Consider the following 15020-nt stretch of genomic DNA (forward strand, 5'->3'; position numbering starts at 1 on the left):
CCCGACGGAGACACAGGTGCCCGGCGTGAGGAACGTCGGTGACGAGGAAGGCATCAATGTCCTCGTTGATATCGCCCCCGCCGAAACACCGTTACCGACCCCCGCCCCCACAGTCGCGCCGACCGCGACCGTGACCCAGACTGCGGGTACGAGTGCCCCGCCCGGAGCAGGGGGGAGCGCCCCCGACGGGTTCGGTGCGACTGGGCTGGATCCGGCCGCGACGATCCTCCTTGGCGCCGCCCTGCTGATCTCAGGGCTCGCGGCGCTCTTGGCCGGCCCCATATTCCGACGGAGAGCACGGTGAATGTCGCGCGGGGTTCCGCTCCTTCGATTCCCGCCACATCGGAGGCACCCTGAGAGAGGGAAACAACCTGAGCATCAGTAAGCGCGTAACCGGTGCGCTACCCCGCTCGATGAGAGCCCTGCGCGCTCAGGCTAAATGAAGCTGAACAGGGTCACTCGGGCTGGCTGATTTCGATCCAGACCAGTTCTGACGCGACGGAACTACCACCTTGCGTAGCCGCGGCAGCGGGTTTCGCGCTCAGCAAAGTGAGCGCCAACACCGCAGCGCCCGTCAAGCCCCCAGCGCTGCGCACCAACACCAGGATCATGCGGGGCTCCTTCACACATCCGACATCGCCGGTCTGGGAGTCCGACACCGATCAGCGATCGCGCCCTTTCTGGCGATCACTTCACGCGCATCGCGCGCTCCGCCCTGTGCCGGTATCCCAGCCTGATGCGAGCTGGTGTGCCGCCGGCGCTACGCCTGCAGAAGCTGGCGGACAGCGTCGAGAGGAGCGTGTACGACCGCGATCGCGCGACGCTGCCAGGTATACGACACGTGAACTCGACCGGCGCCCACCGCAATGGACGGATAGGAGTACTCTCCCCGGCCGTCGAGCGATCCATCGAACATCTGCCCTGGTGCCGCGCGAGGGAGTCGGACATCGTCGAAGGAACGCAAGCCGTCCTCGAGAACGGCGAGATCGCGCCACGTCCTACCATCCTCCGAGACGAACAGGACCAGCGGGCACCTGGGCCCCCAGTTCTGCGTAGAGGTGTTGCCGACCGCGAGAAGATACGTGTCGTCGAGTGCACACACGTCCATCCCACTGTTGTTGTTCGGCAGATCGGTCGGAGTCGCCGTGGACCAGCCATCCGTGCCTCGTATCGACATGTAGACGTGACCCGCGTTGGAGCGCATGAATGCCCAGACTCCACCCCTCCACAGGACGACGGCGGGTTGAATCAGGTCCACGTCCGGCGGACCGGCGATCGGTTCCCGCTCCCACACGGGGGCACCGTGCAGGCGAACGTCCACCGCACTCGCCCATGGTCTACGGCTTTCATCGGATGCGCCCGCGAGGAGACCGGCACCGGTGCGGACCACGTGATTGCGCACCGGCCCTCGGGACCTGCCCGCCACATCGACGCAGGGAACCTCGATCCAGCCCGATTCGGTCTCGACGGCGCGAACGGTTCGCCAACTGGACGGCTCGGCGCCGCGCTGAAAGAAGATCTCAAGCCCCTCCTCGCCCCAGGAGACGACGGGGTTCCAGGAGGGCGTCGCGCCACCCGGCGCGACCGTCTGGATCGACATCGCATCGAGGTCGTGCCCGCGAGCCAGCCGGATCCTCGTATCCGGCGCCCCCTCTCGCGTGCCGTCGAACCAAGCAATCGCGATCATGCCGCCCGGCGATAGCGAGAGGGACGACGCGTGGACGCCGGGGTGCGGAGACACCGACCCCGTCAGCAGGTGCCGAACAATACGTTCTTCGAGGAGCTGAACCATGTGAACATATAACCGTTAACCGTTACCGCCGTGAAGGAGTGAGATGCCCGAGATCAGAAGCGCCGGCTCGCTGGGCGATCGCATGGCTGAAGATCTGCGCGGCCGGATCGTCCGGGGCGAAGTGCCGGACGGCGAACGCCTCGTCGAGGACGTACTCGCTGAGGAGTACGACGTCAGCCGGGGCCCTGTGCGCGACGCGCTTCGGCAGCTCGCAGCCGAGCAACTCGTCGAGATTCGACGCGGCAAGGCATACGCGCGGACCATCGGGCACTCCGAGATCGAGGATCTCTACGCATTGCGCACCGCGCTGGAGCCGGTCGCCATGACCCTGGCCGCCCGCAACGCTACGGCCCAAGACTGGGCGGAGGCGGAAGATCTCACCCTCCAGATGACGAGGTCCGCCGACGAGAGGTCATGGACCTCTTTCGCAGAAGCCGACCTCAGATTCCACGCACTCTTCTATCGGGCGAGCCGTAGCCCACGACTTGAAGCAGTCTGGAATCTCTATCAGCCGACATTCCGGGTGATGATCCAGCTCACCACCGCCCAGGACGACGACCTCCACCCGTCGGCCGCCTCGCACACCACCATGCTTCGTGACCTGCGGTCCGGCGATGTAGACCGCGTCCTCATTCAGCTGGAGGAGCACCTGGCCGGGTCGAAGAATCGGATGCTCGCCGCGATTCAGGGTTGACTATTTTCTGTTAACAGTAGATAGTCTACCTATGCCGTTACTCCAAAAGCAGGGCGTCGACGTCCTCGCCGCATTGCCGACCCTGTTCACACGGGCGCTCGAGGTCGACGAGGCCGCGATGCGTGCGCTCGTGGAGTCTGTAGCGCCCCACGTGACGGGGATCTTCGCGTGCGGCACGAACGCCGAGTTCCCAACCCTGACGTTCGCAGAGCGAGCGGCGCTGACGCGCCTCATCATCGGAGTGGTCGGGCCCGACCGCGTCATCGTCCATGTCGGCGACGTGACAACGTGGGGTGCCCGGCAGCTCGCCGCAGCCGCTGTCGAAAGCGGGGCCGTCCACCTCGCGGCGATCACGCCGATGATCTTCCCCGCAACCGACGACGACATCGTCGCTCACTTCCGCGCGCTCCGTGACCTGACTCCCGGCCGCCTCTTCGCCTACGACTTCCCCGAGATCGCGCAGAATTCCATCAGCCGCGACGCGGCGCTTCGACTCCGCGGCGTCGTGGACGGTATCAAGGTGTCGGGATCAGCCACGAAACACGTCCGGTCACTGGCGGACCTTGGCTTCATCGTCTACTCCGGCCAGGACCGAAAACCGTCCGCGGTCCTCGCCGAAGGCGGCGTGGGCGTTGTTTCTGGAACTGCCAGCGCGATCCCCGAGCATTTCGCACCCCTCGCAACAGGGGACTTCTCCGCGGAGTCCGAGCTCTCCCGCGCCACGGACGACATCGGAGGGAGCATCCAGCTCATCAAGGACAGTATCGTCCGCCGAGGGATCGGCTACGGCGGCACCCGCATTCCACCCGCACACCCGGCGTCCAGTTCGATCCCGACCTCACACGCGCGCCGCGCCCATAAGGAGCTCGTCGCGCCGGTCATCACCACATAGGGCTGCCGCACCGCTACTGAGCGCAGCAGCCCCCCACCCCACGAGAGGCAACACCATGCAAAGACGCATTCCCTACATCGCCGGCGCGCTCGCGATCGCCCTGGCCAGCGGCCTCGCCGGCTGCTCGTCCGGAACGCCGGGCGAGGGGGCATCCGAATCGACGGTTGACGAGATCACGGTCTGGGCACGCGGAAACGCGCTGGGCGAGGGGCTGTTCACTCCCCTCGTGGACGCCTGGAACGAAACCCACGATGTCGAGGTGCGGCTGACCCTCGTCCCGAGTGCGGAGCTACCCGCGAAACTCGGGGCAGCGGCAGGCGCCGGCGAGATGCCCGACGTCGTCCTGTCCGACATCGGCAATCTGCCCTCGCTCGTCGAACAGGGCGTACTGCAGGACCTGTCGGACAAGATCGAGAGCCTCGAGTATGCCGACGCGCTCTCGCCGTCGGCGATCGAGCAGGGCCGCGAAGGCGACGCCCTCTACGCCGTCCCGGCCAGCGTGGATCCGTCGCTCATGTATGTCAACACGAGCCTCCTGGCACAGGCCGGAATCAACGAAATGCCGACCTCACTGGACGAGGTCGCTGACGCGGCGACCGCCGTGAGAGGCCTCGGGGATGACACGTACGGCTTCTACTTCGCAGGCAGCTGCGGCGGATGCCTCGCGTTCACCACGGACCCCGTCGTCTGGGCCGACGGGGGCGAGATCGTCGCGGACGACGGGAACGTGGTCATCGACACGCCGGAGATGGCTTCCGCCCTGCAGTTCTATCGCGGAATGTGGGAGTCGGGCACCGTGCAATCCGACGCGCCGGCCGACACGGGCGCGAACTGGGCGAACGTGTTCGCGCCAGGCAATATCGGCATCCAGTTCAATGGCTCGTCACTTCTCGGCGCTCTCTCGGCCGCTGAAGTGCCGTTCGAGTGGGATGTAGCCGCGATCCCCGGACCGGGCGGCGGTGAATCATCCTTCATCGGCGGCGACACATTCTCGGTGACCAAAGACGCCCAGAACGTTGATGCGGCGTGGGAGTTCATCGAGTGGGCCCTCGATGAACAGCAGCAGATCGACATCTACGCAGCCAACGGGTGGCTGACCGTGCGCACGGATCTCACGGACAACGAATTCACGGCCGCTGATCCCCGCGTGAAGAAGGTCAATGACCTGATCTCGATCGGACAGACACCGCGGACCCCCTACAGCGGCCAGATCTTCAACGACCCGACCGGTCCCTGGCTGGCGACATTCCGCGCGGCCGTCCTGAATGGTGACGACATCGATGCCGCGCTGGCAGAGGGTCAGGATCAGATCGACCAGATCCAGGGAGGCTGATCCAGTGGCCGTCGTCGAAACTGTCGCGTCGGAACGCGGAACTCTCCGCCGCCATCCGTCGTCCCTCGGACGGCGGGCGGCGGCGACCGGAGCGGCCTTCGTCCTGCCGGCAGCGGTGCTTCTGGTCATCTTCTTCGGTGCGCCACTGGTGCTGTCGCTGGTGATGTCCTTCTTCGACTGGCCCCTTTTCGGAGACCGACAGCCGGTCGGTTGGGAGAACTACGCTCAGATCCTGTCCGACGACATCGTCCTCCAGAGCATCGGATTCACTCTCTACTACACCGCGCTCGTCACGATCATCACCTTCGTCGTCTCATTCGCCCTGGCTCTGCTCGTGCAGCGCGGCGGACGGGCAGTCGGCCTCTTCCGCACCGCCATCTTCATTCCCGCCGCGATCGGATTCGGCCTAGCGGGACTGCTGTGGGGTTTCCTCTACAACGCCCAGATCGGGGTGTTCTCGAACCTCCTCCAGATCGTCGGTCTTGCGGACGATCCTGTGCTGTTCTTCCAGAGCCAAACGTCATCGCTGTGGGCGGTGATCGTCATGGTCACGTGGAAGAGCCTGGGGCTGAACACGCTGGTGATGCTCGTCGGACTGCAGTCAGTGCCGGCGGAGCCTCTACGAGGCGGCCCGAATGGACGGCGCATCGTGGTGGCAGCGGATCCGTTTCATCACCCTGCCCCTCATGCGGCCGACCTTCGCGCTCCTCTTGGTCTTGGGGATCTCGGGCGCTCTGCTCTCCTTCGATCAGTTCTTCGTCCTGACCGCGGGAGGACCCGACCGCTCGACCATCACTGTGGTCTACGCCATCTATCGAGCGGCATTCACGCAGTTCCACCTGGGCTACGCAGCGGCCATCGGCGTCGTGCTCATGATCGTGATCCTCCTGATCAACGTCGTTCAGCTTCGATTCCTGCGCACGCGGGACTGAGGAAAGACATGTCCATCACTGAGAAAGCCCCGCTCACGCGAAAGCCCGCGAAGCCGGCGGAGGCGTCCGTCGGAGAACCGCATCGCGAACCCCGGGAACGCACGCCTCGCCCCGTGCTGGTGTTCGGCGGCGTCGTCAGCATCCTCCTGCTCTTTCCCTTCTTCTGGTCGATCCTGTCGTCGTTCGGGATCTCGCCGGGAGGACAGTCAGGAATGCTGCCCTCCGAGTGGGGGTGGGACAACTACGCGCGACTATCGGACTTCGGAGCCGGGATCGGTCGCTACCTGTGGAACACCGCTCTCGTGTCCGTGCTGACCGTGGTCATCTCGGTCATCGTGTCCGTGCTCGCGGGGTATGGATTCGCTCGGTTCACATTCCCCGGCAAGACGATCGTGTTCTTCGGCATCCTCGCGGTGATCATGGTCCCGCACTCAACGCTCCTCATCCCGCTGTACACGATCCTCGCAAGCGTCGGCCTGACCAATTCGCTGGTGACCCTGGCCTTCATCTATGCCACGTTCCAGCTACCTTTCGGTGTCTACATGATGCGCAATACCTTCGAAGCGATACCCCGCGAAATCGAGGAGAGCGCGGCGCTGGACGGGTGCGGACCGGTGCGAACGCTGTGGCGGGTTCTTCTGCCGATCGCCGTGCCGGGCGTCGTGACGGTCGCGCTTTTCGCGTTCCTCGCGGCGTGGAACGAGTTCCTCGCCCCCCTGATCTTCCTGACCGATGACCGGCAGTTCACTCTGCCGATCGCCCTGCAATCGATCAGCGTCGGCCAGCTCGGCGCCGTCGACTACGGCGCACTGCAGGCCGGGATCACCGTGAGCACGCTGCCCTGCATCATCCTGTTCCTCCTCCTACAGAAGTACTACGTCAACGGGCTCGTCAACGGGGCACTGAAGGGATGATCGTGGACACGACGACAGCTGGCATGACGACGAGGGGCTTCTTCGCACCGGTGAACACCACGCTCCTCTCCGGACGCCCTCTGCGCAAGCCCTTCACCCCCACGGGCGGGACCCTCCACAGATGGCGCCAGCGCAACTCGCAGTCCTCGATTCCGCACGGGATCGAATGGATGTCGCGCGGCCACTATCTGAGCAACCTCGAGCGAGCCGCCGACCGTCGACACGGTGGATTCACCGGGATGCACTGGATGGATTCCGACCTGTACAAACTGCTCGAGGCCATCGCGTGGGACGCCGACGGCTCATCGGACGCGATGACCTTCTTCGACTCCACGACCGAGCTTCTGGAGCGGGCCCAGCTCGCCGACGGATACCTCAACTCCTACTACCAGGTCGCCGCTCCCCAGGATCAATGGTCTGACTTCGCCTTCGGCCACGAGATGTACCTCGGCGGACACCTCATCCAAGCCGGAGTAGCCGCGTCCCGCGCGCGAGGAGAACGTCGTCTGCTTGACATCGGGATCTGGTTCGCTGACCACCTATGGGAGTTGTTCGGCCCGTCCGGAGAGGAGCGCATTGACGGACATCCCGAGATCGAGCTCGCCCTCGTCGACCTGTTCCGCGAGACGCTCGACGAGAAGTACCTCGAGCTTGCCCGCCTCATGCTCGACCGGCGGGGCCATGGACTCCTCGGCGAGGGACACTTCGGCAAGTTCTACTGCCAGGACGAGGTGCCGTTCCGTGAACGGACCGAGCTGACCGGCCACGCTGTCCGAGCCGCGTACCTCGCGATCGGCGCAACCGACATCGCGATCGAGACCGGCGATCAAGAGCTGCTCGATCGCTGCATCCTTCTATGGGAAAGAACGACCGCCCGGAAGGCCTTCCTCACAGGGGGAATCGGATCCCGCCATTTCCACGAAGCGCTCGGCGCGGACTGGGAGCTGCCGCCCGACCGCGCATACCAGGAGACGTGCGCATCGATCGCGATGGCGTGGTGGAGCCACCGCCTGATGGTGGCGACCGGCCGCCCGGAGTTCGCCGAGCACCTGCAGCGCGTCACACTGAACGCGATCGCCGCGAGCGTCTCAGACGACGGATGCCGCTTCTTCTATCGCAACCCGCTGATGCAGCGCACCCTCGAACCCTCGCCCCCCGCCGATGCGCTCCTGGAAGAGCGAATCGACATCGGCACGAGGGCGAGCTGGTACAACACCGCGTGCTGCCCCCCGAACCTCATGCGGTTCTTCAGCACCCTCCCCCACCTGATGGCGTTCGAGCTGGACAACAGCATCGTCGTCGCACTCCCCGAGATCGGACGCGTCGACACCGTGCTCTCCACGGGAAAGCGTCAAGAGGTGGCCATCGATCGCTACGAGCCGGAAATCGGCGTGCTGGAGGTCGGCGAAAGAACCGATCCGTTCACGATCGCCGCATCCCTCTCGCGACCCCAGCTTCGGGTCTCGCCCGACCAAAGCACGACCTTCGCGTGGAATCCGGGTCCCGTGATCGTTCGGCCGCACCCGCGGGTGGACGCCGTCCGTGGACAGATCGCGATCGTTCACTCGGATGTCGTCTACGCGGTCGAGACCGCCGACGAGGCCGCAATCGACGATCTGCTCGACCTCCGGGTGAACACCAATACGCCGATCACCGTTGACGGATCCCCCCACGACGGCGCACCGAGCTCGATCACGGTGGACGCGCGCGTCGTCAGTTCACCGGACGACACCGCATTCCACCTCGCGCCCGAGGATGCGCCACCCCCCGCCGAATCCGCCACCGTCACGCTGCGACCGTGGCGTGCGTGGGCGCAGACACAGCCCACCGTCATGCGCGTGTGGCTGCCCACATCCGAGGAGAACGCGCCGTGACCTACCTTCTCCCTGCCATTCAAGATGCGCCGCCCGCGACGGAGCGAACCGCCTGGCTCATCGCATCCGGAGACCTCCGCGAGAGTGCGAACATCGCAGGATGGCCCACCCAAATCGAGATGGAGACGAAGATCGCCGCCGTCTTCGCCGAGGAAGGATGGAACGTCCAGCGGGCGCATCCGGTGGACCCCGTCACGGGTCACGGCTTCATCTCCAGCCAGCGGATGGGCATGGATGTCTTCCGCGACATCCCGCGAGACACTCCCCTCATCGTCGCGGAAGCTGTCTGGCAGTACTCGCATCACATCCTCGCCGGCCTGCGCACACAGCGGGGCCCGATCCTCACCGTCGCCAACTTCTCCGGCGCCTGGCCAGGGCTCGTCGGGCTCCTCAACCTCAACGCATGTCTGACGAAGATGGGCGTTCCCTTCTCCACCACATGGTCCGTCGACTTCGACGACGACTGGTTCCGATCCGCCATCCGCGAATGGATCGACACCGGCCACATCACGCACGACGACAGCCATGTTCGCGCCCTGCCGAACCTCCCGTCGACACCGGAGGTCGAGCTCGGCCAAGCCCTCGCAGAACAACTGAAGCGAGAGAAGGCGATCATCGGGGTCTTCGACGAGGGCTGCATGGGCATGTACAACGCGATCATCGACGACGAGCTGCTCAACCCCACCGGAATCTACAAGGAGCGTCTGTCGCAGTCCGCGCTCTACGCCGAGATGCTGACGGTCGATGCCGAAGAAGCAGAAGCCGTCATCGCGTGGCTCGTCGACCGGGGGATGAGCTTCCGCTTCGGCGACGATCCCACCACCGAGCTCACGCGGGCGCAGGTCGTGTCGCAGGCCAGGATGTACATCGCCGCGCTCCGGATCGCCGACGACTTCGGCCTCGCCGCGGTGGGCATCCAGTACCAACAGGGCCTCAAGGACCTCGTGCCGGCATCCGATCTCGCAGAGGGACTTCTCAACTCGACCAACCGCCCTCCCGTGATGTCAAGAGACGGCACACGCGAACTCGTCCCCGGACGCCCCCTCCCCCATTTCAACGAGGCCGACGAGGGAGTCGCGGTGGATGCTCTCGTGACCGACCGCGTTTGGCGTGCAATGGGATTACTTCCCGATAACACGCTCCATGACATCCGATGGGGAGAGGATTTCGGCGGCGAGTTCGTCTGGACCTATGAGATCTCGGGTTCGGTACCGGGCTCGCACCTCGGAGGCTGGCAGTACGCGGAAGGATGGCGGCAGTCTCCGGTCTTCTTCCCGGCCGGCGGCTCGACCGTCAACGGCGTGAGCAAGCCTGGTGACGTGGTTCTCTCACGCGTCTTCGTAGAAGGCGGGGCTCTGCACGTGGACCTCTTCCGAGGCACCGTGATCGATCTCCCCGCGCGCGAGAGCGACCGGCGCAAGGAGGCGACGAACCCGGAATGGCCAATTGCACATGTCGTGCTGCACGGTGTGACACGGAATCAGTTCATGGCGCGGCATCGGGCCAATCACGTTCAGCTTGTGTACGCCCCCGATGCCGAGTTGGCTGACAAGGCACTGATCGCGAAGGCCGCCATGTTCGAGCGGATCGGAGTTCGTGTCCATCTTGTAGGCGACGTAGCGGCTGGCGGCGCGCGTCCCATTGATACCGAAGCCCGGGTGCCCTCGCCCAGCGCCGTTCACAGTGTGCCGCAGGTCTGAGGAAAGTGATTCCGCCCAGCTTTCTGACCTTCGTTTGCCTCACTTGCGTCGGGGCAAAGAGCGACGGCTATCACCCGCGGCTGTGGCCATGGCTCGCGTCAATTGCTTGGCACAAGATCGCGGCCGTCGCGACGTCAGACGACTACCGCGGGTGCGTTGTAGCGGAGGAGTGAGGCGGCAGCGATGGGCTCGAGCGGGTCGAACACCCGCGGAAGGGTCAGTGTTGTGAGAGCGGTGTTCTCCAGTCGCGGGAAACGACGCCGATAGTCGTCCAACGGGATCCCCATCGCTGCGCACAACATCAGCCGGATGAGTGTCGTGTGGGCGACGACTGCGATCGTGGCACCGTCACCGACTCCTCTCACGGCGTCAGCAACCGACGCCCAGCCCCGGTTGACCGCGAGGGACCCCATTTCCCCCTGAGGCAGCGGGGTCGAGGCGGGCTTGGCGAGGAACGCTTCCAAGTCGTGGGGGAACTCTCGGCGCATTTCGTCTCGCGTCAACCCTTCGGCTCGTCCGAAGTCGACTTCGCGAAGTCGCGAATCCACGACCAAGGGGACCCCAGCCGCCGTCGCCACCACTTGCGCGGTGAGGGTCGCTCGAGTGAGATCCGACGTGGCGACGACGTCGATGGCGGCGTCTCGCGCCCAGGGCGACAGCGCCTGAGCCTGGGCTCGTCCACGGTCGGTCAGTTGCACATCCGTAACACCGGCATAACGATTCTCCGCGTGCCAGACCGTTTCGCCGTGCCGCAGCAGGTGAAGAGTGATCATTTCACGCCGCTCATCGCTGCGTCGCGCAGACCAGCGGGGATCCAGCCCCGATCGAACAGGTGTGCGACGAATGTCGCGTAACCCTCAGAAAGCGCAGCTTCGCGAGATGCGGTCGGACCGACAGGCTTCACCTCGGGCACCATACGCTTGGCGACAGCGACGAGAGGATCGCCCGTCCTTGGGTCGTTGCGATGCTCTAAGCTCGCGGCCGCGAGCATCGCCATGCCGACAGCCCCCTCGCCGTGGACGGCCGGGGAGATGTCGCGCCCCAGCATGTCCGCTCGGAGCTGGTTCCATGCGGAGTTTTTCGCTCCTCCCCCCGTGACGAAGACCTTCCCCCCGATGTCGTATCCCACCCAACGAAGCAGGTCGTAACCGAGCCGCTCCACGTACGCGACACCGTACAGAATCGCTGAGAACAGCTCGTCGTCATCACCGCTGGGCAGGAACCCCGTGGCATCCGGGGCCACAAAGGGAAATCGCTCACCGCGGCCGACCAGCGCGTATGCGATCGGCGGTGGCGCCGTCGGGTTGAAACGCTCCGTAAGCTTCCCGAGGTCCCGCCCCGGGAGTAGCTTCGTCATCACCCCGGCGCCCGAACTCGATGCGCCACCGGGATACCACCCCCCGCCAAAGGGAGCTCGATGCGCATAGACGGCGCCCGTCGGGTCGACGTGCCGAACGCCAGCCGATCCCTTCACGACGAGGGTCGTGCCGAGCACGGAGTTCCAGTCCCCCGGGTGGAGGGCGCCGGAAGCGATCTGGGCGGCGCATCCATCGGTCATCCCAGAGACGATGAGGCACCCCTGCGGGAGACCCGTCGCGGAACTCGCGACCGGTCCGACCTCTCCGATCACCATTCCGGACGCAACGACGTTGTTCACGACATCAACCGGGATTCCTAACGCCGAGAACACCGTCTCTGGCCAGGCGATCTCATCGAGGTCTACTCCGGTTTTCAGGGCCGAGCTGAGATCGGAGGGCAGGAGCCTTCCGGCGAGCATCGAGGTGATGACATCCGGCTGATGGGCGATGACCGTGTTCTGCTCAAGCGGACTCTCACGCAACATCTGCATGAGAGTCGGCAGGCCCCACGATGCCTGCATCCGATACCCCAATCGAGACCACACTTCCGAGCCGGCGTCGTCGACGTCTGGAAGCAGTCCGGCACCACGCCGATCGTCGTACATCACACCGACACCGCGCGGCGCGCCGGTGCGTGCGTCGACGGCGACGAGCGTCCCGGACGTGCCGGAGACCGAAACGCCCAGCGGCCCGACTCCGTTCGGAAGGGCGGCGGTGACGGCACGCAGAGCCGCGGCCGTCGCCGCGATCCATTCCCCGGGATGTTGCTCGTGTCGACCCCCGGTCCTGATACTGTGCAGCGGCTGGGCGGCCGTTGACATCACCACGCCGTCGTGCGCCACCGCGACGGCGCGGACACTCTGGGTGCCGAGGTCCACCCCGACCCACGAAGCGGCGCTCACCGTTCTTTGTCCGTCGTCCGCCAGGTTACCCAGCGCTCAGCCAGCGCGACTCTTGTACGAAGAAAGTCTGTGTGGCGCTCGTCGAAGAACTCGCGGACCCCCGGATCCGGTGCGTAGGAGGCGCCGCGGATGACCACGCGCTCCGCGGCCTCCTCGAGATCGCTGAATGAACCGTTGGCGACGGCGGCGTACATCATCGCACCCTTCGCACCGATCTGAGTTCCCTGCACCCGAACGACCGGAACACCGGTGACGTCGGCAATAACCTGGCACCAGACCTCGCTCGCTGACCCGCCGCCGGAGAGTATGAGCTCGCGCGGATGAGCGCCTGAGGCGTCGAGGCAGTCGCGGATGGTGTGTGCGAGGCCCTCGAGAACCCCCCGAGCCACGTCCTCCTGCCGCGTGCTCACCTTCAGACCGAGGATTGCGCCGCGGGCGTCCGGATCCAAGAAGGGCATCCTCTCCCCCGCCTCCGCCAGGTACGGAAGTACCCTCACGCCCCGGGCTCCGGGCACAGACCTTGCCGCAAGAGCTGTCACTTCCTCAGCAGCCGCAAGACCCATGACGCCCCGCGCCCAATGGACGACCTCGGTACCCGCCAGCGTCGGGAAGACCCGTGTTGCGCGTGAGCCGTCGATTCCGAGGAGTGTCAGACCCGTGGGTGCGCCCTGGGTGTCTGGGGCTTCCGTGATGATCCCTGTGCACAGCGTCGTTCCGAGGATGCAGAACGCCGAGCCTGTCGCGACGCATCCCCCGCCAACCGCCGTGGACAGCACGTCGTATGGAGCCAGCGTCACGGGAAGCCCTGGCTGAAGACGCATCTCCCGAGCGGCGCGGGGACTGAGTGCAGCTGTAAGGTCGCGCGCGCCGAGAACAACGGGCAGCTTCGCTTTGATATCGGCCAAATCGAAGAGCTCGATGATCTCCTCGGAGTACTGACCGGTCCGCACGTCTAGCCATGGAGCGGAAGCCTCCGACGGGTGCAGTCCGCGCCGGCCGGTGAGCGATTCGAAGAGCCAGCTGCCGCACGTGACGACATCGCGGACATCTGCGAGCGCATCTGGGTCGTTCTCAAGGAACCAGCTGAGGATGGCGTGGGGCAGCCCAAGATTGCCGAGCGAACCGTTGATGCGAAACGCCTCTTCGAGTCGGCCGTCATCGGTCCAGCGGTCGACAATCTGCACCGCTCGCGCATCGTTCCACAGCACGGCGGGACGCGCGGGCTGGCCGTCGCCTCGGATCATCCATGCGCCGTCGCCCTGCGCGGTGAGGGCGATCCGGCTGATCGTACCCGGAGCGCGTCGAGCAGCTTCTGCGGCGCACGCGAAGGCCATCTCGCGCACCTCCGCCATGTCCTGCTCAATCCATCCAGGATGGGGAGAAGACAGCGCGGTAGGCCGGGAAACAACCACCTTCTCGTCACCGCCACCGTCGAAGACGACGGCCTTGATAACGCTCGTCCCTGCGTCGATCGCGAGCGTGAGGTCGTCGCCCGTCATGATGTCGGAACAAGATTCAAGGTCGTGAGCACCGCGGGATTCGCGACGTGCAGAGGCGTTCGATCATCGAGGAAGCGAGCGACGTCGCGAGCGACGATGTCGGCCGCGCGCATAGCGGTCTGGCGAGTCGCGCCCGCCAGGTGCGGAGTGACGACCGCATTCGGCTCGACAAACAGCGGCCAGTCTCCCGGGGGCGGTTCGACGTCGTAAACGTCGAGCGCGACCGCGCCGAGTCGCCCGGACTGTAAAAGGCCGGGGAGTGGCGCGTAGTCGAGAAGCCCTCCTCGCGCGGTGTTGACGAGCACTGCACCACGGGGGAGCAGGTTCAGCGCGCGCTCGTCGATCATCCGCTCGGTCTCTGGGGTCAGACGCGCGTGCAGACTTACGACCGCGCTGCGCGAGAGGAGCTCATCCAGACCATCGACTGCCTCGACGCCGTCACTCGCAAGGGTCGCGGAATCGGTGTAGGGGTCGTACACGATGATGTCGGCACCGAAGGCTTTCAAGATCCTGGCGACGATGCGACCGATGGCGCCATAGCCGACCAGGCCCACCGTCGCACCGTGAAGTTCGACTCCGACGTTCTCCCACGCGTAATGGTCGCCCCGCCACGCACCGTTCTTCAGTTCGGAGTTCGTGAACGGGATGCGCCTCATGGCCGAAAGAGTGAGGCCCACCGCGAACTCTGCAGCCGCTTGTGCGTTACGTCCGGGGGCGAAAGTCACAAGGACACCGGCGTCCGTCGCCGCCTGCAGATCGACATTGACCGGCCCGCCGCGGCACACCCCGACCATGCGCAGGTCCGGCGAGGCGTCGAACACTTCGGCGGTGAACGGTGCCATCTGCGTTAGGGCGATGTGCGCACCCGCGACGGCGTCGATCGTCTCTTCGATCGTCCCACTTGCCTCGAGCACATCACCCACCTCCCCGAACGGCTCTTGGGGCCAATCCAGTGTGATCGCTCGGAAGGTCGTCGCCGCACCATCAATCTCTCGCTCGAGAGCCGAGCGGAAGAGATCTGGAGTGACGAACCCGTCGGCGGCGATGGCGATCATCGGCATGACGTGCCTCCTTGCATGCGTCTGAACCGACGTCAGGTCGATTCCGCATGAGGACTATAACATCCAGAA

At 65.5% G+C, this 15020-nt stretch carries 12 protein-coding genes; 6 read left to right on the plus strand and 6 right to left on the minus strand.

Annotated elements, in window-relative coordinates; genetic code table 11:
- Positions 1–455: 455 nt before the first annotated feature.
- Entirely contained in the window at positions 456–611 is a 156-nt protein-coding gene (locus QSU92_RS07395) for a hypothetical protein (protein ID WP_289265533.1), read from the minus strand.
- Positions 612–760: 149 nt separating this feature from the next.
- Positions 761–1792 (minus strand): exo-alpha-sialidase, encoded by a 1032-nt coding sequence (locus QSU92_RS07400; protein WP_289265534.1) that lies wholly within the window; start codon positions 1790–1792, stop codon positions 761–763.
- 43 nt (positions 1793–1835) lie between these two features.
- On the opposite strand from QSU92_RS07400, the gene QSU92_RS07405 reads away from it, so the two are divergent.
- The 6 genes from QSU92_RS07405 to QSU92_RS07430 are packed head-to-tail and all read left to right on the plus strand — an operon-like array spanning position 1836 to position 10131.
- On the plus strand, positions 1836–2486 hold the full coding sequence (locus QSU92_RS07405) for a GntR family transcriptional regulator (protein ID WP_289265535.1): 651 nt from the start codon (positions 1836–1838) through the stop codon (positions 2484–2486).
- Between the two features lie 31 nt (positions 2487–2517).
- The gene (locus QSU92_RS07410) at positions 2518–3378 is read left to right on the plus strand and encodes a dihydrodipicolinate synthase family protein (RefSeq protein WP_289265536.1); all 861 of its coding nucleotides are present in this window, start codon (positions 2518–2520) and stop codon (positions 3376–3378) included.
- A gap of 55 nt (positions 3379–3433) precedes the next feature.
- Positions 3434–4711: an ABC transporter substrate-binding protein gene (locus QSU92_RS07415; protein WP_289265537.1), complete on the plus strand. Its 1278-nt coding sequence runs from the start codon at positions 3434–3436 to the stop codon at positions 4709–4711.
- 4 nt (positions 4712–4715) lie between these two features.
- On the plus strand, positions 4716–6557 hold the full coding sequence (locus QSU92_RS07420) for an ABC transporter permease (protein ID WP_289265538.1): 1842 nt from the start codon (positions 4716–4718) through the stop codon (positions 6555–6557).
- A 23-nt stretch (positions 6558–6580) separates the two neighbouring features.
- On the plus strand, positions 6581–8431 hold the full coding sequence (locus QSU92_RS07425; RefSeq protein ID WP_289265539.1) for a glycoside hydrolase family 127 protein: 1851 nt from the start codon (positions 6581–6583) through the stop codon (positions 8429–8431).
- Positions 8428–10131, plus strand: a complete 1704-nt coding sequence (locus QSU92_RS07430) for a fucose isomerase (RefSeq protein ID WP_289265540.1) — start codon at positions 8428–8430, stop codon at positions 10129–10131. Before QSU92_RS07425 ends, QSU92_RS07430 begins: the two co-directional genes overlap by 4 nt.
- 134 nt (positions 10132–10265) lie before the next feature.
- On the opposite strand, the gene QSU92_RS07435 is transcribed toward QSU92_RS07430, so the two are convergent.
- Genes QSU92_RS07435 through QSU92_RS07450 form a run of 4 tightly spaced genes read right to left on the minus strand, consistent with a single transcriptional unit; the run spans position 10266 to position 14951 of the window.
- Positions 10266–10904 (minus strand): histidine phosphatase family protein, encoded by a 639-nt coding sequence (locus QSU92_RS07435; protein WP_289265541.1) that lies wholly within the window; start codon positions 10902–10904, stop codon positions 10266–10268.
- Positions 10901–12391, minus strand: a complete 1491-nt coding sequence (locus tag QSU92_RS07440) for an FGGY-family carbohydrate kinase (RefSeq protein WP_289265542.1) — start codon at positions 12389–12391, stop codon at positions 10901–10903. The genes QSU92_RS07435 and QSU92_RS07440 overlap by 4 nt, the downstream gene beginning before the upstream one ends.
- The gene (locus QSU92_RS07445) at positions 12388–13890 is read right to left on the minus strand and encodes an FGGY family carbohydrate kinase (RefSeq protein WP_289265543.1); all 1503 of its coding nucleotides are present in this window, start codon (positions 13888–13890) and stop codon (positions 12388–12390) included. Before QSU92_RS07445 ends, QSU92_RS07440 begins: the two co-directional genes overlap by 4 nt.
- Entirely contained in the window at positions 13887–14951 is a 1065-nt protein-coding gene (locus tag QSU92_RS07450) for a 2-hydroxyacid dehydrogenase (RefSeq protein WP_289265544.1), read from the minus strand. Before QSU92_RS07450 ends, QSU92_RS07445 begins: the two co-directional genes overlap by 4 nt.
- Positions 14952–15020 lie beyond the last annotated feature (69 nt).

The sequence above is a fragment of the Microbacterium sp. ET2 genome (assembly GCF_030347395.1).
Taxonomy (GTDB): Bacteria; Actinomycetota; Actinomycetes; order Actinomycetales; family Microbacteriaceae; genus Microbacterium; species Microbacterium albipurpureum.

Bases quoted from the DNA above. Each gene is read 5' to 3' on its own strand.
- QSU92_RS07435 (WP_289265541.1), bottom strand. From the start codon at position 10,904: ATGATCACTCTTCACCTGCTGCGGCACGGCGAAACGGTCTGGCACGCG.
- QSU92_RS07450 (WP_289265544.1), bottom strand. From the start codon at position 14,951: ATGCCGATGATCGCCATCGCCGCCGACGGGTTCGTCACTCCAGATCTC.
- QSU92_RS07425 (WP_289265539.1), top strand. From the start codon at position 6,581: ATGACGACGAGGGGCTTCTTCGCACCGGTGAACACCACGCTCCTCTCC.
- QSU92_RS07395 (WP_289265533.1), bottom strand. From the start codon at position 611: ATGATCCTGGTGTTGGTGCGCAGCGCTGGGGGCTTGACGGGCGCTGCG.
- QSU92_RS07410 (WP_289265536.1), top strand. From the start codon at position 2,518: ATGCCGTTACTCCAAAAGCAGGGCGTCGACGTCCTCGCCGCATTGCCG.
- QSU92_RS07445 (WP_289265543.1), bottom strand. From the start codon at position 13,890: ATGACGGGCGACGACCTCACGCTCGCGATCGACGCAGGGACGAGCGTT.
- QSU92_RS07400 (WP_289265534.1), bottom strand. From the start codon at position 1,792: ATGGTTCAGCTCCTCGAAGAACGTATTGTTCGGCACCTGCTGACGGGG.
- QSU92_RS07415 (WP_289265537.1), top strand. From the start codon at position 3,434: ATGCAAAGACGCATTCCCTACATCGCCGGCGCGCTCGCGATCGCCCTG.
- QSU92_RS07405 (WP_289265535.1), top strand. From the start codon at position 1,836: ATGCCCGAGATCAGAAGCGCCGGCTCGCTGGGCGATCGCATGGCTGAA.